Source organism: Burkholderia diffusa (assembly GCF_001718315.1).
Classification (GTDB): Bacteria; Pseudomonadota; Gammaproteobacteria; order Burkholderiales; family Burkholderiaceae; genus Burkholderia; species Burkholderia diffusa_B.
In genome coordinates this window covers 712,721-731,834 of sequence record NZ_CP013363.1, presented here as the reverse complement: position 1 = coordinate 731,834, position 19,114 = coordinate 712,721, and the positions used below count along the sequence as shown (strand labels likewise).

Annotated in this window: 15 protein-coding genes, 1 tRNA gene and 1 pseudogene; 6 read left to right on the top strand and 11 right to left on the bottom strand. The window is 65.8% G+C overall.

Annotation, left to right across the window (positions count from 1 at the left end):
• Positions 1-34 precede the first annotated feature (34 nt).
• From WI26_RS18725 to fdnG, 7 genes are all read right to left on the bottom strand, one after another.
• Positions 35-130: transfer RNA gene (locus tag WI26_RS18725), tRNA-Sec, on the bottom strand.
• 28 nt (positions 131-158) lie between these two features.
• Entirely contained in the window at positions 159-2,084 is a 1,926-nt protein-coding gene (selB, locus tag WI26_RS18720; RefSeq protein ID WP_069226778.1) for a selenocysteine-specific translation elongation factor, read from the bottom strand.
• Positions 2,081-3,520 (bottom strand): L-seryl-tRNA(Sec) selenium transferase, encoded by a 1,440-nt coding sequence (gene selA / locus WI26_RS18715; RefSeq protein ID WP_069226777.1) that lies wholly within the window; start codon positions 3,518-3,520, stop codon positions 2,081-2,083. Before selA ends, selB begins: the two co-directional genes overlap by 4 nt.
• A 76-nt stretch (positions 3,521-3,596) precedes the next feature.
• Positions 3,597-4,532: a formate dehydrogenase accessory protein FdhE gene (gene fdhE / locus WI26_RS18710; RefSeq protein WP_196488885.1), complete on the bottom strand. Its 936-nt coding sequence runs from the start codon at positions 4,530-4,532 to the stop codon at positions 3,597-3,599.
• A 108-nt stretch (positions 4,533-4,640) separates the two neighbouring features.
• Positions 4,641-5,267, bottom strand: a complete 627-nt coding sequence (locus tag WI26_RS18705) for a formate dehydrogenase subunit gamma (protein WP_059510150.1) — start codon at positions 5,265-5,267, stop codon at positions 4,641-4,643.
• Positions 5,264-6,178, bottom strand: a complete 915-nt coding sequence (gene fdxH, locus WI26_RS18700) for a formate dehydrogenase subunit beta (protein ID WP_059450830.1) — start codon at positions 6,176-6,178, stop codon at positions 5,264-5,266. The genes WI26_RS18705 and fdxH overlap by 4 nt, the downstream gene beginning before the upstream one ends.
• A gap of 10 nt (positions 6,179-6,188) precedes the next feature.
• Entirely contained in the window at positions 6,189-9,260 is a 3,072-nt protein-coding gene (gene fdnG / locus WI26_RS18695; protein ID WP_081051566.1) for a formate dehydrogenase-N subunit alpha, read from the bottom strand.
• A 140-nt stretch (positions 9,261-9,400) separates the two neighbouring features.
• Between fdnG and WI26_RS18685 the strand changes: the two genes are divergently transcribed.
• The 4 genes from WI26_RS18685 to WI26_RS18675 all read left to right on the top strand — a co-directional run bounded on the left by WI26_RS18685 (position 9,401) and on the right by WI26_RS18675 (position 12,864).
• The gene (locus tag WI26_RS18685; RefSeq protein ID WP_069226776.1) at positions 9,401-10,321 is read left to right on the top strand and encodes a YihY/virulence factor BrkB family protein; all 921 of its coding nucleotides are present in this window, start codon (positions 9,401-9,403) and stop codon (positions 10,319-10,321) included.
• 11 nt (positions 10,322-10,332) lie between these two features.
• A complete protein-coding gene (locus tag WI26_RS32270) occupies positions 10,333-10,665 on the top strand; it encodes a hypothetical protein (protein ID WP_155768789.1) in 333 nt (110 codons plus the stop codon).
• Between the two features lie 85 nt (positions 10,666-10,750).
• Positions 10,751-11,908, top strand: a complete 1,158-nt coding sequence (locus WI26_RS18680; protein WP_059466402.1) for a porin — start codon at positions 10,751-10,753, stop codon at positions 11,906-11,908.
• Between the two features lie 482 nt (positions 11,909-12,390).
• A complete protein-coding gene (locus tag WI26_RS18675; protein WP_069226775.1) occupies positions 12,391-12,864 on the top strand; it encodes a VOC family protein in 474 nt (157 codons plus the stop codon).
• Positions 12,865-13,003: 139 nt separating this feature from the next.
• Here the strand turns inward: WI26_RS18675 and WI26_RS18670 are convergent.
• Together WI26_RS18670 and WI26_RS18665 are read right to left on the bottom strand one after the other, a co-directional pair.
• A pseudogene (locus WI26_RS18670) lies at positions 13,004-13,800 on the bottom strand (aminoglycoside adenylyltransferase family protein).
• Between the two features lie 259 nt (positions 13,801-14,059).
• On the bottom strand, positions 14,060-14,509 hold the full coding sequence (locus WI26_RS18665; protein ID WP_069226774.1) for an HU family DNA-binding protein: 450 nt from the start codon (positions 14,507-14,509) through the stop codon (positions 14,060-14,062).
• 268 nt (positions 14,510-14,777) lie between these two features.
• On the opposite strand from WI26_RS18665, the gene WI26_RS18660 reads away from it, so the two are divergent.
• The gene (locus WI26_RS18660) at positions 14,778-15,896 is read left to right on the top strand and encodes an acyltransferase family protein (protein ID WP_069226773.1); all 1,119 of its coding nucleotides are present in this window, start codon (positions 14,778-14,780) and stop codon (positions 15,894-15,896) included.
• 295 nt (positions 15,897-16,191) lie between these two features.
• Here the strand turns inward: WI26_RS18660 and galU are convergent, their stop codons facing one another.
• Both galU and WI26_RS32755 read right to left on the bottom strand, forming a co-directional pair.
• Complete coding sequence (galU, locus tag WI26_RS18655; protein WP_059450871.1) at positions 16,192-17,079, bottom strand: UTP--glucose-1-phosphate uridylyltransferase GalU; 888 nt, start codon at positions 17,077-17,079, stop codon at positions 16,192-16,194.
• Positions 17,080-17,307: 228 nt separating this feature from the next.
• On the bottom strand, positions 17,308-17,451 hold the full coding sequence (locus tag WI26_RS32755; protein WP_006479318.1) for a hypothetical protein: 144 nt from the start codon (positions 17,449-17,451) through the stop codon (positions 17,308-17,310).
• 213 nt (positions 17,452-17,664) lie between these two features.
• Between WI26_RS32755 and WI26_RS18645 the strand changes: the two genes are divergently transcribed.
• On the top strand, positions 17,665-18,840 hold the full coding sequence (locus WI26_RS18645; protein WP_069226771.1) for an acyltransferase family protein: 1,176 nt from the start codon (positions 17,665-17,667) through the stop codon (positions 18,838-18,840).
• The last annotated feature ends 274 nt before the right edge of the window (positions 18,841-19,114 follow it).

Sequence of the window (19,114 nt, the reverse complement as noted above, 5' to 3'; positions counted from 1 at the left end):
CCGGGCTACACGGCTCGCCCAGCTAAAAGCGTTGTGGCGGAAGGCAGCCAGAGTCGAACTGACCCGGGAGTGTCTGACACCCCCAACCGGGTTTGAAGCCCGGCCGTACCACCGGATACGAATGCCTTCCGTGGGAAAAACAAAAGAACAACGAGCGCCTACGCCTGTATACCCACCCAACCGCTGTCAGGCCGCAGGAAGTGAAGATCGCGGTGGAAGCGAGTATACCCAACCCGATCGAAGAATTCGAGAATCTGGATCGCCCGCTTGCGGCCGAGCCCGGTCGCGTCGCGGAAAGTCGCCGCATCGAGCCCGCCGCCGCGCGTCGGTGCGAGAAGCGCCACCAGCCCGGCCAGCTCGCGCACGACATCCGCGTGATAGAACAGGTCGCGCACGACCTGATGCACGTCGCCGCGCCGCGCGAGCTTGCGCAGTAGCGTGCGCACGACATCCTCGGCCGCGCCCGTGTCGCGCGCCAAATCGCGGACCCACGGCGGATCGAAGCGCCCTGCATGAATCAGCGGCAGCAGTTGCTGCGCCAACGCTTCCTCGCGCGCATCGAAACTCACCGAATGCGACGGCAGATGCAGCCACGGCCCGCTTCGCGCAACCTCCCCGCCATCGACCAGCGCATCGACCAATGCGCGCCACAGTGCGTCGCCGACGAGCGGCGCCGCCATCCGTCGCAGGCGTGCCGCATCGAGCCCCTGCTCGTCCGGCATGCGCTCGTGATACGCGCGCAGCGTATCGATCGCCCGCGCCTGCAGTGCATGCCAGTGCGCTCGCGCGATTACCGTGCCGTCGTTCGACGCCCGCTCGCGCTGGCCGATCGCCACGGCGTCATCCGGCAACGCGAGCGCGTCGGGCGCGAAACCCGTCAGGTGCGTCAGCATCGCGCGGGCGATACCGAGCGGTGCCTGCGCAAGCAGCGCATCGAGCCGCCCTTCGTCGAGCCACACGGCCAGCGCGTCGAGCCATGCGCGACGCGCGGGCGTGCGGCGCTTGCGCGCGGGACCGAACGGATCCAGCACGCGACCGCCGCCAACGGTACGCGTCGCCTGCGGATTGCGGACGATGAAGCGATCGCCCGGCAGCGCGAACACGGGTTCGTCGAATACCAGTTGTACGCGCATCTTCTGGCCGGCCGCGAGCGTATCGCCGTCGAGCAGCGCGACGTGCGCGACGCGATGCAGCGTGCCGAGATGCACGTGCAGCGGCGCCCAGTGCGTCAGCGAGAGCCCCGCATCGGCGAGCAGCGTCAGGTCGACGTCGAGACGCGGCGACGTCGCGACCAGCCGCGCATCCGCGACGGTATCGCCACGCTCGACGTCCGCCTTGTCGACGCCGGCCAGGTTGAGCGCGCAGCGCTCGCCCGCGCGGCCCGCGCCGACCGGCCGGTTCTGCGCATGGATGCCGCGCACGCGAGCGGCGGCGCCGGTGCGCACGACCGCGAGCGTGTCGCCGGTCGCCACGCGGCCCGCGAATGCGGTACCGGTCACGACGGTGCCCTGCCCGGCGAGCGTGAATACGCGATCGACCGCGAGCCGGAACAGGCCGTCGTCGCGGCGTGTACGCCACGCGAGCGCCGCATCGGCGAGATGACGCTTCAATGCGGCGACACCCGGATCGTCCTCGCGCGTCGCGCAGGTTTCGAAGATCGGCGCGCCATCGAGCGTCGTGCCGTGCAGCCACGTGGCGATCTCGTCGCGCACGGCCGACAGGCGTGCGGTGTCGACGCGATCGCACTTCGTCAGCGCGACCGCGCCATGCGCGACGCCAAGCAGTTGCAGGATCGCGAGGTGCTCGCGGGTCTGCGGCATCACGCCATCGTCGGCGGCAATCACGAGCAGCGCGAAGTCGATCCCGCACGCGCCGGCCGCCATCGTATGAATCAGCTTCTCGTGGCCCGGCACGTCGATCAGGCCAAGCACGTCACCGTTCTCGAGCGGCGTATACGCATAACCGAGCTCGATGGAGATGCCGCGCGCCTTCTCTTCCTTCAACCGGTCGGTGTCCACGCCGGTCAGCGCCCGCACGAGCGTCGTCTTGCCGTGATCGATATGTCCCGCGGTACCGACGATCATGCAGCGGGCCCCGCGACCTGCATGCATTGCGCGACGAATGCCGCCTCATCTGCCGCCTCGACGCAACGCAGGTCGAGCCGAAGCGCATTGTCGGCGATGCGGCCGATCACCGGACGCGGCCATTCGCGCAGTCGCTGCTCGAGCAGCGCGAGCGCACGTCCACTGCGCTTGCCGTCCGGCGTGCGCACGACGAGCCCGGCACTCGGCAGCTGGTCGACCGGCAGCGCGCCGCTGCCGATCTGGCTGAACATCGGCTCGACCGTCACGTCGAAGCCGCTGCCGAGCGCGGCCTGCAACGCCGGGCGCACGCGCTCCGCCGCGTCGGCGATGTCGCGCTGCGGCCGCGTCAGCAGGCGCAACGTGGTGAGCCGCTCGCGCAGGAATTCCGGCGCCTGATAGAGCCGCAGCACGGGCTCGAGCGCGGCGAGCGTCAGCTTGCCGACGCGCAGCGCACGCTTGAGCGGGTGTTTCTTGATCTTGGCGACGAGCGCGCGATCCCCGACGATCAGGCCGGCCTGCGGCCCACCGAGCAGCTTGTCGCCGCTGAATGTGACGAGATTCGCGCCGGCCGCGACGGTTTCCTGCACGGTCGTCTCGTGCGGCAGGCCCCATTGCGACAGATCGGCAAGCGTGCCGCTGCCGAGATCGACGACGACCGGCAGCCCGTGCTCGTGCGCGAGCGGCGCGAGCTCGGCCGTCGTCACTTCCTTCGTGAACCCGCTGATCGCATAGTTGCTGCAGTGCACCTTCATCAGAATCGCGGTGCGCGGCCCGATTGCATCCGCGTAATCGCGCAGATGGGTGCGGTTGGTCGTGCCGACCTCGCGCAGCTTCGCGCCCGCACGACTCATGATGTCGGGAATGCGGAATGCGCCGCCGATCTCGACCAGCTCGCCGCGCGACACGATCACTTCGCGTTTCGGCGCGAGCGCGGACAGCGCCAGCAACACGGCTGCCGCATTGTTGTTGACGACGGTCGCGGCTTCCGCACCGGTCAGTTCGCACAACAGATCATCGATCAGGTCGTCGCGATCGCCGCGGCGGCCGGTGGCGAGATCGAATTCGAGGTTGACGGGCCGGGTGAGCGCGTCGACCACCGCGCGCACCGCGTCGTCGGGCAACAACGCGCGCCCGAGATTGGTATGCAGCACGGTGCCCGTCAGGTTGAACACCGAGCGCAAGGCGCCCGCGTTCTGTGCGGCCAGTGTGCGGGCAACCGCGGCGGCGATGCGCAGCTCGTCAAACGGCTCGGCCGCCGGCGGATTCTGCTGGGCGGCGGTGCGCCAGCGTTCGAGTTCGGCACGCACCGCGTTCAGCACGCGGGTGCGGCCGTAGTCGGCGAGCAGCGGCTGCAGCGGCGCCGACGTCAACACGCGCTCAACGGACGGCACGCGCGCGAGGACAGCATTCAGTTCATTCAAGCCCGGGTCGGTCACGTAATGGTGGCTCCATTTCCTTGCGTGGCAGGGCAACCGGCACCGGCGCGCGTGCGCCCGCCCCGGCTGCGCGCCGTCACTCCGCGTCGCGCGACATGTCCGGCCACAGCAGCGGGTTCGGCGAACTGCGCTGGTAGCCGGCTTCGTTCATCAGCAGGTCGAGTGTGAGGCTCGCGAGATCGTCCGCCAGCGGCTCGAACTCGTAGTCCTTCTCCTGGTAGCCGATCTTGCGATAGGTCTTGCATTCGTCGCACGACTCGGCCTTGACGGCTTCGCTGCCGCCCTCGATCCCGTGGTAGGCGATGCCCTTGGTCGAGTCGCAGTGCGAACATTTCGTGCGCACCATGTGCCACTCGGTCGTGCACAGCCCGCACTGCAGGAAACGGTAGCCCTGGAACTGGCCCCCGACGCGCACGACGCTCGCGACCGGATGCGTGCCGCACACGGGGCACAGCCCCGGCTGGTCGAGATACGGGACGTCGGCCGGTGCGACGCGGCTCGCGAGGTCGGTCCAGACGACCTGCAGCGCGGCCATCAGGAACGGCGCGGTGGCCGGATCGACTTCGGCGAAGCGCAGCGCGAGGATCGCGTCGGCCTGCGCGTCGAGTTCGGCAGGCGCCATCAGGCGCAGCCGGTCGAGCAGCTTCGCGAGCGACGGATTGACGAGCCCGGCGCTTTCGACGCGGTCGAGCAGTTCATACAGCACGGCCCGCCACTGCGGGTTGCGCTCGCCGTCGAGCGCCGGCACGAGCGGCATGGAATGCTGCTGCGCACGCGCGATCGCTTCGGGCGACGGCATCGGCAGGTTCAGCGCCTGCAGCGTCGCGTGCTGCGCATCGGCGACGGTCGCCATCAGCCGCAGGTAGCCGCTGATCGGGTTCAGGTCGGCGAGCTTGCGCAGCCTTGCGGCACGCGCGGCAAACACGGTGCCGCGCTCCGGCAGCCGAAAGCGCGGAATGGCCGAATGATCGAGCGTCGAGATCTCGGTCGGTTCGAGAATGCGTTGTGTCACGAAAATGTCATCCAAAAAAACAAGCGCCGACGGATCGGCGCTTTCCAGGCGATTCCGGCGGTGGCGGGACGATACGCAGCAATCGACGTACCGCCCCGCTCCGGTGCGTTACTTCACGCTTTCACGGAACCACTTCGGGTGATGCTTGCGGGCCCAGCCCAGCGTGACGGTGCCGCGCACCATCGCCCCGATCGAGCCTTTCACCCACAACGCCGCGTAAATATGCACGATGATGCTCGCGATCAGCACGAAGGCCGCCACGGCATGCACGACAGCGGCCGCGCGAATCGCCCCGATCGGGAAGTAGAACGAGAAGTAGCGCCGCCAGATCACGATCCCCGACAGCAGGAGCAACACCAGGCACGCCACCAACGTGAAGAATAGCAGCTTCTGTCCGGCGTTATAGCGGCCGACGGGCGGCAGCTTGTCTTCCCGGTTGGTCAGCACGTCGTCGATCTGCTTCAGCCATTGCCGGTCGTCCGCGTCGAGCGCGTTGTGGTGCCAGAAGCGCACCACGAGAATCGCGAACGACACGAACATCACGAGACCGACGAACGGATGCAGGATCCGCGTCCACTGGCCGCCGCCGAACAGCGCGGTGAGCCAGAACATCGACGGATGGAACAGCGCGAGCCCGGACAGCGCGAGCAGCACGAACGTGATCGCGGTGATCCAGTGGTTCGTGCGCTCGTTCGGCGTGTAGCGGACGATCAGGTTGGGGTCGTCGTGCTTCATTTTGCGTCCTCCTTGATGCGTCGCGCCTCGTCGCGGGCGGCGGCTTCCTCGTCCTCGCTGACCTCGTTCGGACCGACCCGGGTGTAGTGGAAGAACCCGGCCAGCGCGGTCAGCGCGAGGCCGGCGACCGCGAGCGGCTTCGCGATGCCCTTCCACAGCTTCACCATCGGGCTGATCGACGGATTGTCGGGCAGCCCGTGGTACAGCGACGGTTTGTCCGCGTGGTGCAGCACGTACATCACGTGCGTGCCGCCGACGCCCTGCGGGTCGTACAGCCCCGCATGCTCGAAGCCGCGCTCCTTCAGGTCTTCGATCCGCTCGGCGGCGTGCTGCTTCATGTCCTCCTTGGTGCCGAACACGATCGCGCCCGTCGGGCAGGTCTTCACGCAGGCCGGTTCCTGGCCGACCGCGACGCGGTCGGAGCAGAGCGTGCACTTGTATGCGCGATGATCCTTCTTCGAGATCCGCGGAACGTTGAACGGGCAGCCGGTCACGCAATAGCCGCAACCGATGCAGTTCTCCTCGTGGAAATCGACGATCCCGTTGTTGTACTGCACGATCGCGCCCGGCGACGGACACGCCTTCAGGCAGCCCGGATCCTCGCAGTGCATGCAGCCGTCCTTGCGGATCAGCCACTCGAGGTCGCCTGCCGGGTTCTCGTATTCGGAGAACCGCATGACCGTCCACGAGTGCTCGGTGAGGTCGGCCGGGTTGTCGTACACGCCGACGTTGGTGCCGACTTCGTCGCGCAGGTCGTTCCACTCCATGCATGCCGTCTGGCATGCCTTGCAGCCGATGCACTTCGATACGTCGATCAGCTTCGCGACGCTCCCAGTCACCGGTTCGCGCACCGTGGGCGGTGGCGTCGTGGTGGCCGAGACGCGCTTGATATCCAGCGATTGCAATGCCATCTCTTCCCCCTTACGCCTTTTCGACCTTCACCAGGAACGACTTGAATTCCGGTGTGTACGAGTTGCCGTCGCCTACGGACGGAGTCAGGGTATTGGCGAGATAGCCGGGCTTTGTCAGACCCTTGAAGCCCCAGTGCAACGGGACGCCGACCGTCTGGACCTTCTTGCCCTCGATCGTCAGCGGCTTGATCCGCTTCGTGACGAGCGCGACCGCCACGATGTAGCCGCGCTTGGACGACACCTTCACACGATCGCCATGCGCGACGCCGACTTCCTTCGCGAGATCTTCGCCGATCTCGACGAATTGCTCGGGCTGGATGATCGCGTTCAGCCGCGCATGCTTGGTCCAGTAGTGGAAATGCTCGGTCAGCCGGTAAGTCGTCGCGACGTGCGGGAACTCCGACGCCTTGCCGAACGACGCGCGGTCGTCCTGGAACACGCGAGCGGCCGGGTTATTCAGCGCCTGCGGGTTGTCGGGGTGCAACGGGTTCGCCGCGAGCGGCGTCTCGAACGGCTCGTAGTGCTCGGGGAACGGGCCTTCGTTCATCCCCGCGCGGGCGAAGAAGCGCGCGACGCCTTCCGGGTTCATGATGAACGGCCCCATCCCGTTCTCGGGCGGCTCGTCGGCCTTGAAGTCCGGCACGTCGGCGCCCTTCCACGCGCTGCCGTTCCAGCCGATCAGCTTGCGGGTCGGGTCGAACGGCTTGCCGCTCACGTCGCACGATGCGCGGTTGTACAGGATCCGCCGGTTGGCCGGCCATGCCCATGCCCAGTTCAGCGTCTGGCCGATGCCGGTCGGGTCGGAATTGTCGCGCCGCCCCATCTGGTTGCCGGCCTGCGTCCACGCGCCGCAGAAGATCCAGCAGCCGCTCGCGGTCGTGCCGTCGTCCTTCAGCTGCGCGAATGCGGCAAGCTGCTCGCCCTTCTTCACGAGCGTTTTCGTCGGATCCTTGGGATCGGGCAGATCGGCCAGCGCGCGCCCGTTGAACTCCATCGCGAGCTCTTCGGGCGTCGGGCTTTCAGGGTTCGCATACGGCCACGTGAGGTTCACGATCGGGTCCGGATACTTGCCGCCGTCCGTCTGGTACATCTTGCGCATGCGCAGGAACAGCCCCGACATGATCTCGAGGTCGCTCCTCGCCTCGCCCGGCGGCTCAGCGCCCTTCCAGTGCCATTGCAGCACGCGGCTCGAACTGACGAGCGAGCCGTTTTCCTCCGCGAAGCACGTGGTCGGCAGACGGAACACCTCGGTTTGGATCTTCGACGCATCGACGTCGTTGTAGTCGCCGTGATGCTTCCAGAACTCGGACGTCTCGGTCGCGAGCGGATCCATGATCACGAGCCATTTCAGCTTCGCGAGGCCCGCTGCCGTCTTCACCTTCGACGGCGCCGCCGCGAGCGGATTGAAGCCCTGGCAGATGTAGCCGTTCATCTTGCCGGCATTCATCAGCTCGATCGCCTGCAGCAGGTCGTACTGCTTGTCCAGCTTCGGCAGGTAATCGTAGGCCCAGTTGTTCTCGGCGGTCGCTGCGTCGCCCCACCACGACTTCATGAAGCTGACGTGGAAGGCCTTGTAGTTCTTCCAGTAGCTCAGCTGGTTCGGCCGCAGCGGCTGCTGCGCGCGCTTCTTGATGTAGCCGTCGAAATCCTGCTCGGCCTGCATCGGCAGCGTCATGTAGCCCGGCAGCAGGTTCGACATCAGCCCGAGATCGGTCAATCCCTGGATGTTCGAGTGGCCGCGCAGCGCATTCATCCCGCCGCCGGCGATGCCGATGTTGCCGAGCAGCAGCTGCACCATCGCGCCGGTGCGGATGATCTGCGAGCCGATCGAATGGTGGGTCCAGCCGAGCGCGTACAGCACCGTGCCGGCGCGGCCGGGAACGGCCGTCGTCGCGAGCATTTCGCACACCTTCAGGAATTTCTCCTTCGGCGTGCCGCACGTCTGCTGGACCATGTCCGGCGTATAGCGCGCGTAGTGCTGTTTCATCAGGTTGTATACGCAGCGCGGATGCTGCAGCGTCGGGTCGACCTTCACGAAGCCGTCGTCGCCGCGTTCGTAGTCCCAGCTCGATTTGTCCGGGTACGCGTGCTTCTCCGCGTCGTAGCCGGAATAGATGCCGTCGTTGAACGCGAAATCCTCGCGCACGATGAACGAGAAGTCCGTGTAGTTCTTCACGTACTCATGCTGGATCTTGTCGTTCGTCAGCAGATAGTTGATCACACCGCCCAGGAAGACGATGTCGGTGCCGGTGCGGATCGGCGCGTAGTAGTCGGCCACCGAGGCCGTACGCGTGAAGCGCGGGTCGACGACGATCAGCCGCGCCTTGCGGTGCGCCTTCGCCTCCGTTACCCACTTGAAACCGCACGGATGGGCCTCGGCTGCATTGCCGCCCATCACGAGAATCACGTCCGCGTTCTTGATGTCGACCCAATGGTTCGTCATCGCTCCACGGCCAAACGTCGGGGCAAGACCTGCCACCGTCGGGCCATGTCAGACACGCGCCTGATTGTCGAACGCGAGCATCCCCAGACTGCGGATGGTCTTGTGGGTCAGGTAACCGACCTCGTTGCTGCCCGCCGACGCGGCCAGCATGCCGGTAGTCAGCCAGCGGTTGACCTTCGCACCGTCTTCGGTCGTCTCGACGAAGTTCGCATCGCGGTCGGCCTTCATCAGCTTCGCGATCCGGTCGAGCGCGTCGTTCCACGAGATCGGTTCCCACTTGTCCGAGCCAGGCGCCCGGTATTCGGGACGCGTCAGGCGGTTCGGGCTGTGGATGAAGTCGATCAGGCTCGCGCCCTTCGGGCAAAGCGTGCCGCGGTTGACGGGATGGTCGGGATCGCCTTCGATATGGATGATGCTCGACTGCGCGTTCTTCGCGCCGTCACCGAGGCTGTACATCAGGATGCCGCAACCCACCGAGCAATAGGGGCAGGTGTTGCGCGTTTCGACTGTGCGCGCCAGCTTGTACTGTCGGACCTCGGCGAGCGCTTCCGTTGGAGAAAAGCCCATCAGGGCAAGACTCGATCCGGCAAGCGACGTGGCCGTCACCTTCAGGAACTGGCGCCGGGACATTTGTAGCATGATGGTCTCGGCGTTTTTGTGGGGTGGGGTGAAACTGAAAGGAATTATAGACAGTTCAGGCAACTATGATCGAATCCTCGGATCAATACCGATTTGTCTGATCCACGATGTCCTCGCATTCAACGCCCAATCGAACCGTCATGAAACGACAGATCACATCCGAAGCCACCCGTCTCGCGCAACGACAGGCCAACTGGGCACTCGACGCGTTCAAGCGCTTCTCGTCCGACCGCTGCTCGGCGATGGCCGCGAGCATCGCGTTCTTCTCGGCGTTCTCGCTCGCGCCGACGCTCGTGATGGTGATCGCCGTGGCCGGCTGGTTCTACGGCGACGACGCCGCACGCGGCCAGGTGTTCGAGCAGGCGCATCAACTGATCGGCGACGACGCGGCGGCCAGTATCCAGACAATCGTGCAGAACGCACATCGCGCGGGCGAGCGCGGCGGAATCGCGACGCTGATCTCGTTCGCCGCGCTCGCGCTCGGCGCGTCGGCGACGTTCGCGTCGCTGAACACCGCGCTGAGCGTGATCTGGCCGAGTACGGAAAGCCGCTGGTCGAGCATGCTCGGGCTCGTGCGCGTGCGGCTGATTTCGTTCGGGCTCGTGCTCGGCGTCGCATTCCTGTTGATCGTGTCGCTCGTGCTCGATACCGCGATCACGTTTATCGGCACCTGGCTGCTCGGCGATTCGCCGTACGTCGCGATCACCAACCTGCTGCAGTTCTTCGTCGGCATCGCGGTGCTCGCGGGCGCGTTCGCGGCGCTGATGAAGTTCCTGCCCGACGCGCGCGTCGCGTGGCGTGACGCGTTGATCGGCGGGATCGTGTCCGCGATCCTGTTCTCGGGCGGCAAGAAGCTGTTCGCGCTGTATCTCGCGCACGCCGGCACGGCCAGCGCGTTCGGCGCGGCCGGATCGTTCGCGGTCCTGCTGATGTGGCTGTACTTCTCCGCAGCCGTGCTGCTGCTCGGCGCCGAATTCGCGGCCGCGCGCGGCGATGCGTATCGCCGCACCGGCAACACCGCGGCCGCGGCCGCTCCGCCCGATCGCGCAAGCAGCGACTGATTCGCGACGCATTGCTTGCCGCTGCCGCGCGCCGCGCGCGTGGTATCGCGGCCCTACGCGAGCGCTTCCCTTTCCGCAACCATCCCGCCCGCCGGGCATTCGCGCACGTTGACGCGTTCTTTGCATCGACACGCGATGCACGCTGCAACGGCAAACGTTTGCATGCCTCGATTTCCGCGCTCGAACCGGCGAAACTCGCCCATCCGCTGCCGGATGCACCAACCGCCGCAACAATCGCAGCGCAGCAATTGTCAACTATTTCAAAAAGCGGAACAGTCGTTGATGTGCTTGATATATATGGACTTTTTCCTGCTGTTACCTTTTCGAGACACTTTATTTTTTAAGCTTTCTTGCATGTATGGCACTGAGCTATTCTCCAATCCGCAACAAATAACGAATGACGATTCATTTGCGTGGAGATACTCAACGATGAAGAAACTCGCACTCTCGACCCTCTCGCTCGCCCTGCTGGGCGCCGCTGGCGCTGCTCACGCTCAGTCGAGCGTCACGCTGTACGGCGTGATCGATACGTCGATCACCTATGTCCACGGTAACGACGGTCAAGGCAACAATTCCTGGTCGATGGGTAGCGGCAACCTGCAAGGCAGCCGTTTCGGCCTGAAGGGTTCCGAAGACCTCGGTGGCGGCCTGAAGGCGATCTTCCAATTGGAAAACGGCTTCAACTCGGCATCGGGCGCACTGGGCCAAGGCCGGCGCATGTTCGGTCGCCAGGCTTACGTCGGCCTGGAAAGCAGCCAGTACGGTACGCTGACGCTGGGCCGCCAATATGACCCGATCGTCGATCTGGTCCAAGCCGTGACGGCCGACAACTATTTCGGTAGCGTGTTCGCTACGCCGGGCGACGTCGACAACAACGACAACTCGCTGCGCGTCAGCAACGCGATCAAGTACACCTCGCCGGTGTTCGCAGGCTTCCAGGTCGAAGGCATGTATGCCCTTGGTGGCGTCGCAGGCAAGACGGGCGCTGGCCAGACGTGGTCGGTCGCAGCCGCATACAACAACGGCCCGGTCGGCGTTGCGGCAGGCTACTTCTATGCGAACAACCCGACGCCGGCAGCAGGCGCACGCACTGACTGGACCTCGACGACGTCGGACAACATCGTCGACGGCCCGATCAACCTGGGCTATGTCTCGGCAAAGTCGATCGCCATCGCGCAAGTCGCAGGTCAGTATGCAATCGGCCCGGTGACGCTTGGCCTCGGCTACAGCAACGCACAGTACAAGCCGGACGCATCGTCGGGCTTCGGTTCGACCGAGAAGTACAACACGGGCCGCGCGTTCGTGACGTACCAGGTCACGCCGCCGGTGCTGCTGGGCCTCGGCTACTCGTACACGAAGGCAAGCGGCAATACGGACGCCAAGTACCATCAGGTGTCGCTGGGTGCGGACTACTCGCTGTCGAAGCGCACGGACATCTACCTGGTCGGTGCGTACCAGCATGCGAGCGGCACGCAGCTCAACGCAGACGGCACGACGTCGCCGGCGCAAGCATCGGTGGGCTCGTATGGCATCGCTGGCACGAAGTCGCAAGAAATCGTCGCACTCGGCCTGCGCCACAAGTTCTAAGAAGTACGTTTCCGGCGTGCATGGCGTCTCCGACGCCATGTCGCCGAACTGCAAAACCAGTCACCGGTTTCGGCCGTGGCTGGTTTTTTTTCGTCCGCTGCCGGCGGCGCCCGGTCGAACGACGACGCCCCCGGGGCTCCGGGTGCGACAACCGGCATGTGCGCAGTCCCTGGACCACCTGTCGCGCGCGGGACGCCTGTCCAGAGGCACCCGGACACCCCTCGCTGTCCGACGGCTACGACGGCTACATACGGCCGATCCCGTGCACGCCGTCGCGCGGACCACTCGCTCCACGTCAGCCTGACGCGCGACAACGGGATCCCTCATCGCAACGGGCGTTTGTCCGTCCACCCTGCCGATTTCAATACCGCGACGTGAAGCACTATGCTTCGACGTGTCGATTTCGACGGCCTTCGTCCGTCGTATCGATGGCGGCGCGCAGATTGCCCCGTCCCTCACCGATACCCGACAGGAGACGCTCCATGACGATTCAGAAGATCACGCCATTCCTCTGGTACGCGACCGAAGCCGAAGAAGCCGCGGCCTTCTATGCGGGCATTTTCCCCAACTCGCGCGTCGTGCGCGTCACGGCGGTCGCCGGCACGGACGGCACCCGGATGGTCGAATTCGAGCTGTTCGGGCAGCCGTTCATCGCGATGAGCCACCCGCGCACCGAGACGTTCAACCACGCGATCTCGCTGATGATCAGTTGCGCCGACCAGGCGGAACTCGACCGCTACTGGAGCGCGCTGCTCGACAGCGGCGGCACGGCCGACGGCTGCGGCTGGCTGCGCGACCGCTTCGGCGTCTCGTGGCAGATCGTGCCCGACGCGCTGATCCCGATGATGGCCGACCGTGACGGGGTCAAGGCGGCGCGCGTGGCCGCGGCCATGATGCAGATGACGAAGTTCGACGTCGCCGCGCTGAAGGCCGCCTACGCCGGCACGGCGGGCTGACGAGGCACGGGTGTCGCGGCCTCCGTCGCGCGGGCGTCGGCACGCTCGTGGAGCGCGCGCGATACGCGCTTGGCCGCGGCCGTCGACGGGATTGCATCGCGCCGCGACGCAATCGCGCGCAGCGGCCGTTCGCACGCTGCTACGCCGACATCATGGCTTCGACGATCCGTCGCACGTAACGCACGAATGCGGCGACCGGCCGGCCCGACAACAGCGTATCGGCACCGTCATCGTCGCCGTGCAGGTAGACGGTACGCGCGGCCGACAAGACGGGCCGGTACGCGTCCGGAAGGCGCTCCAGCGCCCACGCCGCGGCGACATCCTTCGGCGCGATCCTGCCGGTCGCGGCGCTGTACCAGATGCGTGCGAGCGCGAGCACGACGTTGCATTCGTCGCCGCGCCAGTCGGGCTCGGCATTCCACTGCGCAACCGTGGCGACGAGCGCGGCTGCGAAATCGCGCGTGGGCACCGCGTCGAACCATGCGGCCGCGTGCGGCCCGCGCAGCGCAACGGCGTGCTGCCGCACCTTCGTCAACAGAATCGCCAGATCGTGATCGACGCACGCCGGTTCGGCGATACCCGCGCAGATCGCGGCGCAGCCATTCACCGAACTGCAGTTCGCGTCGGGCCGGATGACGCCACGGCACCACGTCGCCGTGCACGACCACGGTGACTTCCAGCGCGCATGCGTGCGGTGCTCTGCGGCGGCGCAGACACGTCGAGCAAATCGAGCATCAGCGCGCGCCGCAGCGCTTCGTCCGGCGATGCGGCAACCGTCGCCAGCAGATCGATGTCGCTGCGCGGTTTCAGCCCGCCGTCGAGCGCCGAACCGAATAGATGCACTGCCAGCAGCGTTGCGCCGAGATGCCGTTCGATCGCGGCGCATGCGGCCGTCACCTGGTCGGCGATCTCGGCAGGAACGATCGGCGCGTTCATGACGCGGGCCCCGCGCGACACACGCGCGGCGTACGGCGATGCACAGCCGCGCGCCGGCACGAACACGGCGATTCGGTCATCGGCGCAAGCGGCCCGCAGTGCCGGATACGCGTTACGTCGAACCGTATTCGCGCCGCGCGATACCGGCGCGTGCGCGCGATTTGCGCAGCGCAATAAAAATCCCCGTACGCTTTCGCGTACGGGGATCGTCGGACATCGCAACGGCCGCCGACATGCATTCGGCGACCGTTACGCGGCATTACGCAGCCGCGTCCTTCAGCTTCTTCAGCGCACGTGCCTTCACGCGCACGCTGGCCGGCTTGGCCGGGAACCAGCGCTCTTCGCCCGTGAACGGATCCTTGCCGAAGCGCTTCTTCTTCGCCGGCACGACTTGCGCCGTGATCTTCAGCAGACCCGGCAGCGTGAATTCGCCTGCGCCCTTCTTGTGAACCGAGCCCAGCACGACGTTCTCGAGTGCGGCGAGCACCGCCTTGACCGCCTTCACTTCGACAGCTGCGCGCTCAGCGATGTGCGTTGCGAGCGATGCCTTCGTGAACTTGTCCTTCAGCGGCGTCGGAGCAGCCGGTGCTGCCTTTGCGACAGCCTTCTTGGCCACTACTTTCTTCGCGGGCGCAGCCTTTTTGGCAGCCACTTTCTTGGTCGCCGGTACGGCAGCCTTCTTGGCCACCTTTTTTGCGGAAGTCGCCATGTTTCTCCTACCAGGTGTGGTCGTTGGATACACGAAGCGTGCAACGCGCGCGCTTCAACGCCGGATTCTACAAGCGCCTTGACGCTTCGTGGAGTACTTTTATGCGTTTTCGCGGGGTTTCCCGCAGGTTTTGTTGCGCGCGACCGACTTCGACGGCGCGCCAGCATCGAAAAACGCCTTCACGTATACGTCCAAACGCGTCCGATCGCGAATTACGTTCGATATTTGCGCACCTATACTGACCTCGCTCAGTGCCCCGGATGCCTTCATGCGCGAAGTCAGATACGTCAAAGGACTCGACGGCCTGCGAGCCATCGCCGTCATCCTCGTTTTCCTGTCCCACAAGGGCCACGTCCTCGCTGTCGACGTCGGCAAGCTCGGTGTGTGGACGTTTTTCTTCATCAGCGGATTCCTGATCGTCGGCGAATTGCATCGCAACCGTCAGGCGATCGAATGCGGCACGATGACACGCCGCCATGCGCTGGCGCTGTTCCTCGCGAAGCGCGCGCTGAGAATCTTTCCCGTCTATTACCTGTTGCTCGCCGCGCTCGCGATCGCGCACGCGCTGTTCTACCAGCGCGGCGTCAATCTCGGGCTCGCGTGGCACGCGACGTTCCTGTCGAATTACTGGATCGGCGTCGTGAAGGACGGCTGGCCGGGCTCCACGTCGCATTTCTGGAGCCTCGCGGTTGAACAGCAGTTCTATCTGATTGCGCCGCTCACGCTGCTCGCAGTGCCGGCCGCGCGTCACGTCGCGCTGGGCGTCGCCGCCGTCGCGCTGTGCGCGTTCGCGCATCTCGCGCTCTACGCGCTCGATGCATCGCCGGTGCTGATCTACGCGTTTTCCCCGTGGAATTTCGCGCTGATCGCGCTGGGCGGCGTCGGTGCGATGGCGCTCGCCGATCACGGCCAGAACGTCGTCCGCCGCATTCCGCCCGGCTGGCTCGGCGCGGCCGGCGTCGTGTTCTTCCTCGCGCTGCCCGCCTTCACGATGCTGCCGGACGTCGTCACGGGGTTCGTGGATCTCGGCCTGTCCGCGTCGCTCGGCGCGCTCATGCTGTGGATCGTCACCGAACCCGACCATCCGGCCGTGGCACTGCTCGACTGGTCGCCGCTCGTCTATCTCGGCACGATCAGCTACGGCTTTTACCTGTTCCACAACCTGATCCCGGCACGTTTCGGGGAGATGCCCGCGCTGTTCGCGCACGTGCCGATGCCGGCGATCATCCGGGAAGTGCTGCCCGAAGTGCTGCAGTTCGCGCTCGCCGTGCTGCTCGCCCATCTGTCGTGGCGCTATCTTGAAAGGCGGCTGCTCGACTTGAAGAAGCCGATCGCCGCGATGCTGGCCCGGTACTTCGTCGCGCGGCCGAGCACGTCGCCACGCTGAGCGCGATACCGGCGCCGACGAGACGCAGCCTGTCGACGCCCGTCATTCATCAACGCGTAAGCGACCGGCGCGTCGGCACCGGTTTCATCGCCATGGCATCCGGCGCACCGCGCAACGCGCGCTCGAACCGGCATCACCGTCCGGCGGCATACCAGAATCGTCGCACACGCAACCGATCGAATCCGCCCGAAATCCGCCCCGCCGCTGTGGTCCACACGCAAAAAAGCCCCGACGCACAAGGCGGCCGGGGCCAACGGAACAACCACCACCTGAAACAGCGAAGCAGCGCGGCTGCTTATGCGACAGCAGCCAGCGCGGGCAGACAGGTACGCAGGTACGCCTCGAATTCGCGGCTCACTTCCGGATGCTGGAGCGCGAGCTCGACGGTCGCCTTGAGGTAGCCGATCTTGCTGCCGCAATCGAACCGCGTGCCGTAGTAGCGATACGCGAGCACCTGTTCGTTCGCGAGCAGCGTCTGGATCGCGTCGGTCAACTGCAGCTCGCCGCCGGCACCCGGCTTGAGCTTGCGCAGGTGATCGAAGATCGTCGGCATGAACACATAGCGACCGACCACGCCGAGGTTCGACGGCGCGTCTTCCGGCGCCGGCTTCTCGATGATGCCCGACAGCTTGATGATGTCCTCTTCCCACTCGCGGCCTTCGACGACGCCGTACGAGCGGCTGTCCTCGCGCGGAATCGTCTCGACTCCGATCACCGAGCTGTGATAGTGGTCGAACACGTCGACGAGCTGCTTGAGCACCGGCTGCTCGCCGTGCAGCAGGTCGTCGGCGAGAATCACCGCGAACGGCTCGCCGTGCACGAGCTTTTCCGCGCACAGCACCGCGTGGCCGAGACCGAGCGCTTCCGGCTGGCGCACGTAGAAGCAGTTCACGTGGCTCGGCTTGATGCCACGCACGAGTTCGAGCAGCTTTTCCTTGCCGCGCGCCTCGAGTTCGGCCTCGATCTCGTACGACTTGTCGAAGTGATCCTCGATCGCGCGCTTGCTGCGCCCGGTCACGAAGATCATCTCGGTGATACCGGCGTTGATCGCTTCCTCGACCGCGTACTGGATCAGCGGCTTGTCGACGACGGGCAGCATTTCCTTCGGGCTCGCCTTCGTTGCCGGGAGGAACCGCGTGCCGAGACCGGCGACGGGGAACACGGCCTTGGTGACTTTCAACATGTTCGCATCCTGATTGCGTTGACTGCGCCGCGTCGCTGCGCGACCCGGCGCGATTGTTTTTCGAACGGCATATCGAGAACCGGCGGCACGGCCAATTCCACTCCGCTCATTTTCGATATGGACCTATTGCCCATGTTTCCGGAAAATGGATAATCCGCGAACCCGGTCGATATTGCCGAACCCCGAACCGGGACATAAACAAATTACCGATTTTCCGGATACAAATTCTTACGATTCGAATTCCTCGATATACGGGACGCCGCCCCGCTCGAGGCCCGGGCGAATCGGCTCGTTCTTCAGCGCCTCGCGGTACGCCGACAGCACGGCCATGACCAGCAGTACTGCCGCGCTCGCGATCCAATGCATGTCCATCTTGCCGCTCCTTGCATCAATCAACTGGAGCTTCAAGCTATCAGAAAAAAATCGGCAAATAATTGTGGCGTCGGCGAAACCGCTTTCACACCGGAATAAAACCACCATCTGAAACACCATCATTTCCCGGCGTGATTTTTTTATTCATTCGATCGAATTCTTGCGCATTACGATTGGACCATCCCCTTCATCCGTCGCAAGGAATCGAATCGCATGCAAGCTTTCAGCGGATCGTCTTTGGCCGCGCCGCCCGTCGCCGACCACAAGGAACACGTGATCGACGCGATGCGCGGGTTCGCGGCGCTGCTCGTCGCCTATTTCCACTGCCGCCAGGTCGTCTGGGTCGGCATGCAGAGCTTCCATCACGCTTACGGTCATGCGCTCAGCCCGAGCGTGATCGCCGGCTACCTGACCTTCCCGTTCGCGTGGGGCTCCGCCGGCGTGCCGATCTTCTTCGTGATCAGCGGTTACTGCATCCACCGCAACGCGGCGCTCAAGCTCGCGGCCAACCCCGCGTATCGGCTCGACGCGCCCAACTTCTGGGCGCGCCGCTTCGCCCGCATCTACCCGGTGCTGCTCGCCGCGCTGCTGTTCACGCTCGCGATGGACGCGGTCAGCCTGCAGATCGCGCCGGTCAGCCACAAGATCCGCGATGTCGGCCTCACCGCGTTCCTCGTGAACCTGTTCTCGCTGCAGGGCGTTGCCGGCTACACGTACGGATCGAACGGCGCGCTGTGGACGCTGTCGCTCGAAGTGCAGTTCTATGCAATCTACCCGCTGCTGTTCGCGCTGCGTCGACGCATCGGCATGCCGGCCATCGTGGCGGCCGTCGCGCTCGTCAACGTCGCGTCGGCATGGCTGCTCGAACGCCACGACCTGCAGTTCTTCACGTCGTACTGGCTGTCCTGGACGGTCGGCGCGTGGATCGCCGACGTGCGCGCGCAGCCGGCGCGCGGCACGGCCGCCGTGCCGTCGCGCGCGTGGTACGTCGCGGCCGCCGCGCTGCTGGCCGCGGGCTGCGGCGCGTTCCATTTCGGCCAGTACGGCGCGTTCCAGCTATGGGCTGCCGGCTTCGCATGCTTCCTGTACCGCGCGCTCGCCTGCCCGCCGCGCCCGACGCCGCTCTTGCGCGTGCTCGGCTGGTTCGGCGACTTCAGCTACTCGCTGTACCTGATCCACCTGCCGCTGTTCGTCTGCCTCGGCTCGGTGCTGTTCCACTCCGAACTGCAACTGTCGATCTGGCCGTCGATCACGTTCATGGCCGCCGCGATTCCGGTCGCCTACGTGTTCTACCGGCTGTTCGAACGCCCCGCGATGATGTGGTCGGCCAGCCTGAAGCCGACGCGCGGCGCCCGCGTCGTGGCACCGGCCCCCGAGCAGGCTGCCTGATTGCGCCGTTACGGCGCTCCCGGCCCGCGCGCGCCCTGGGATCGTGCGGGGGCCGATTGATGGGCGCCACGCGCGCGGCGGATCCATGGGCGCGTCGGGCGCGGCGGGTATCACGTACCGAAGCCTGGACGGCTGCACTGCCCGTCGCCCCACCCGCCTCACGACATGACCTCATGGCGTCGCCGACGGCATTCCGTGAAGCGTTTCCGAGCCAAACAGCAGGCAAGGCTGCCCAGCGGCGGTCCGTGCGCCAACGCATCAGCAGCACCTCGCC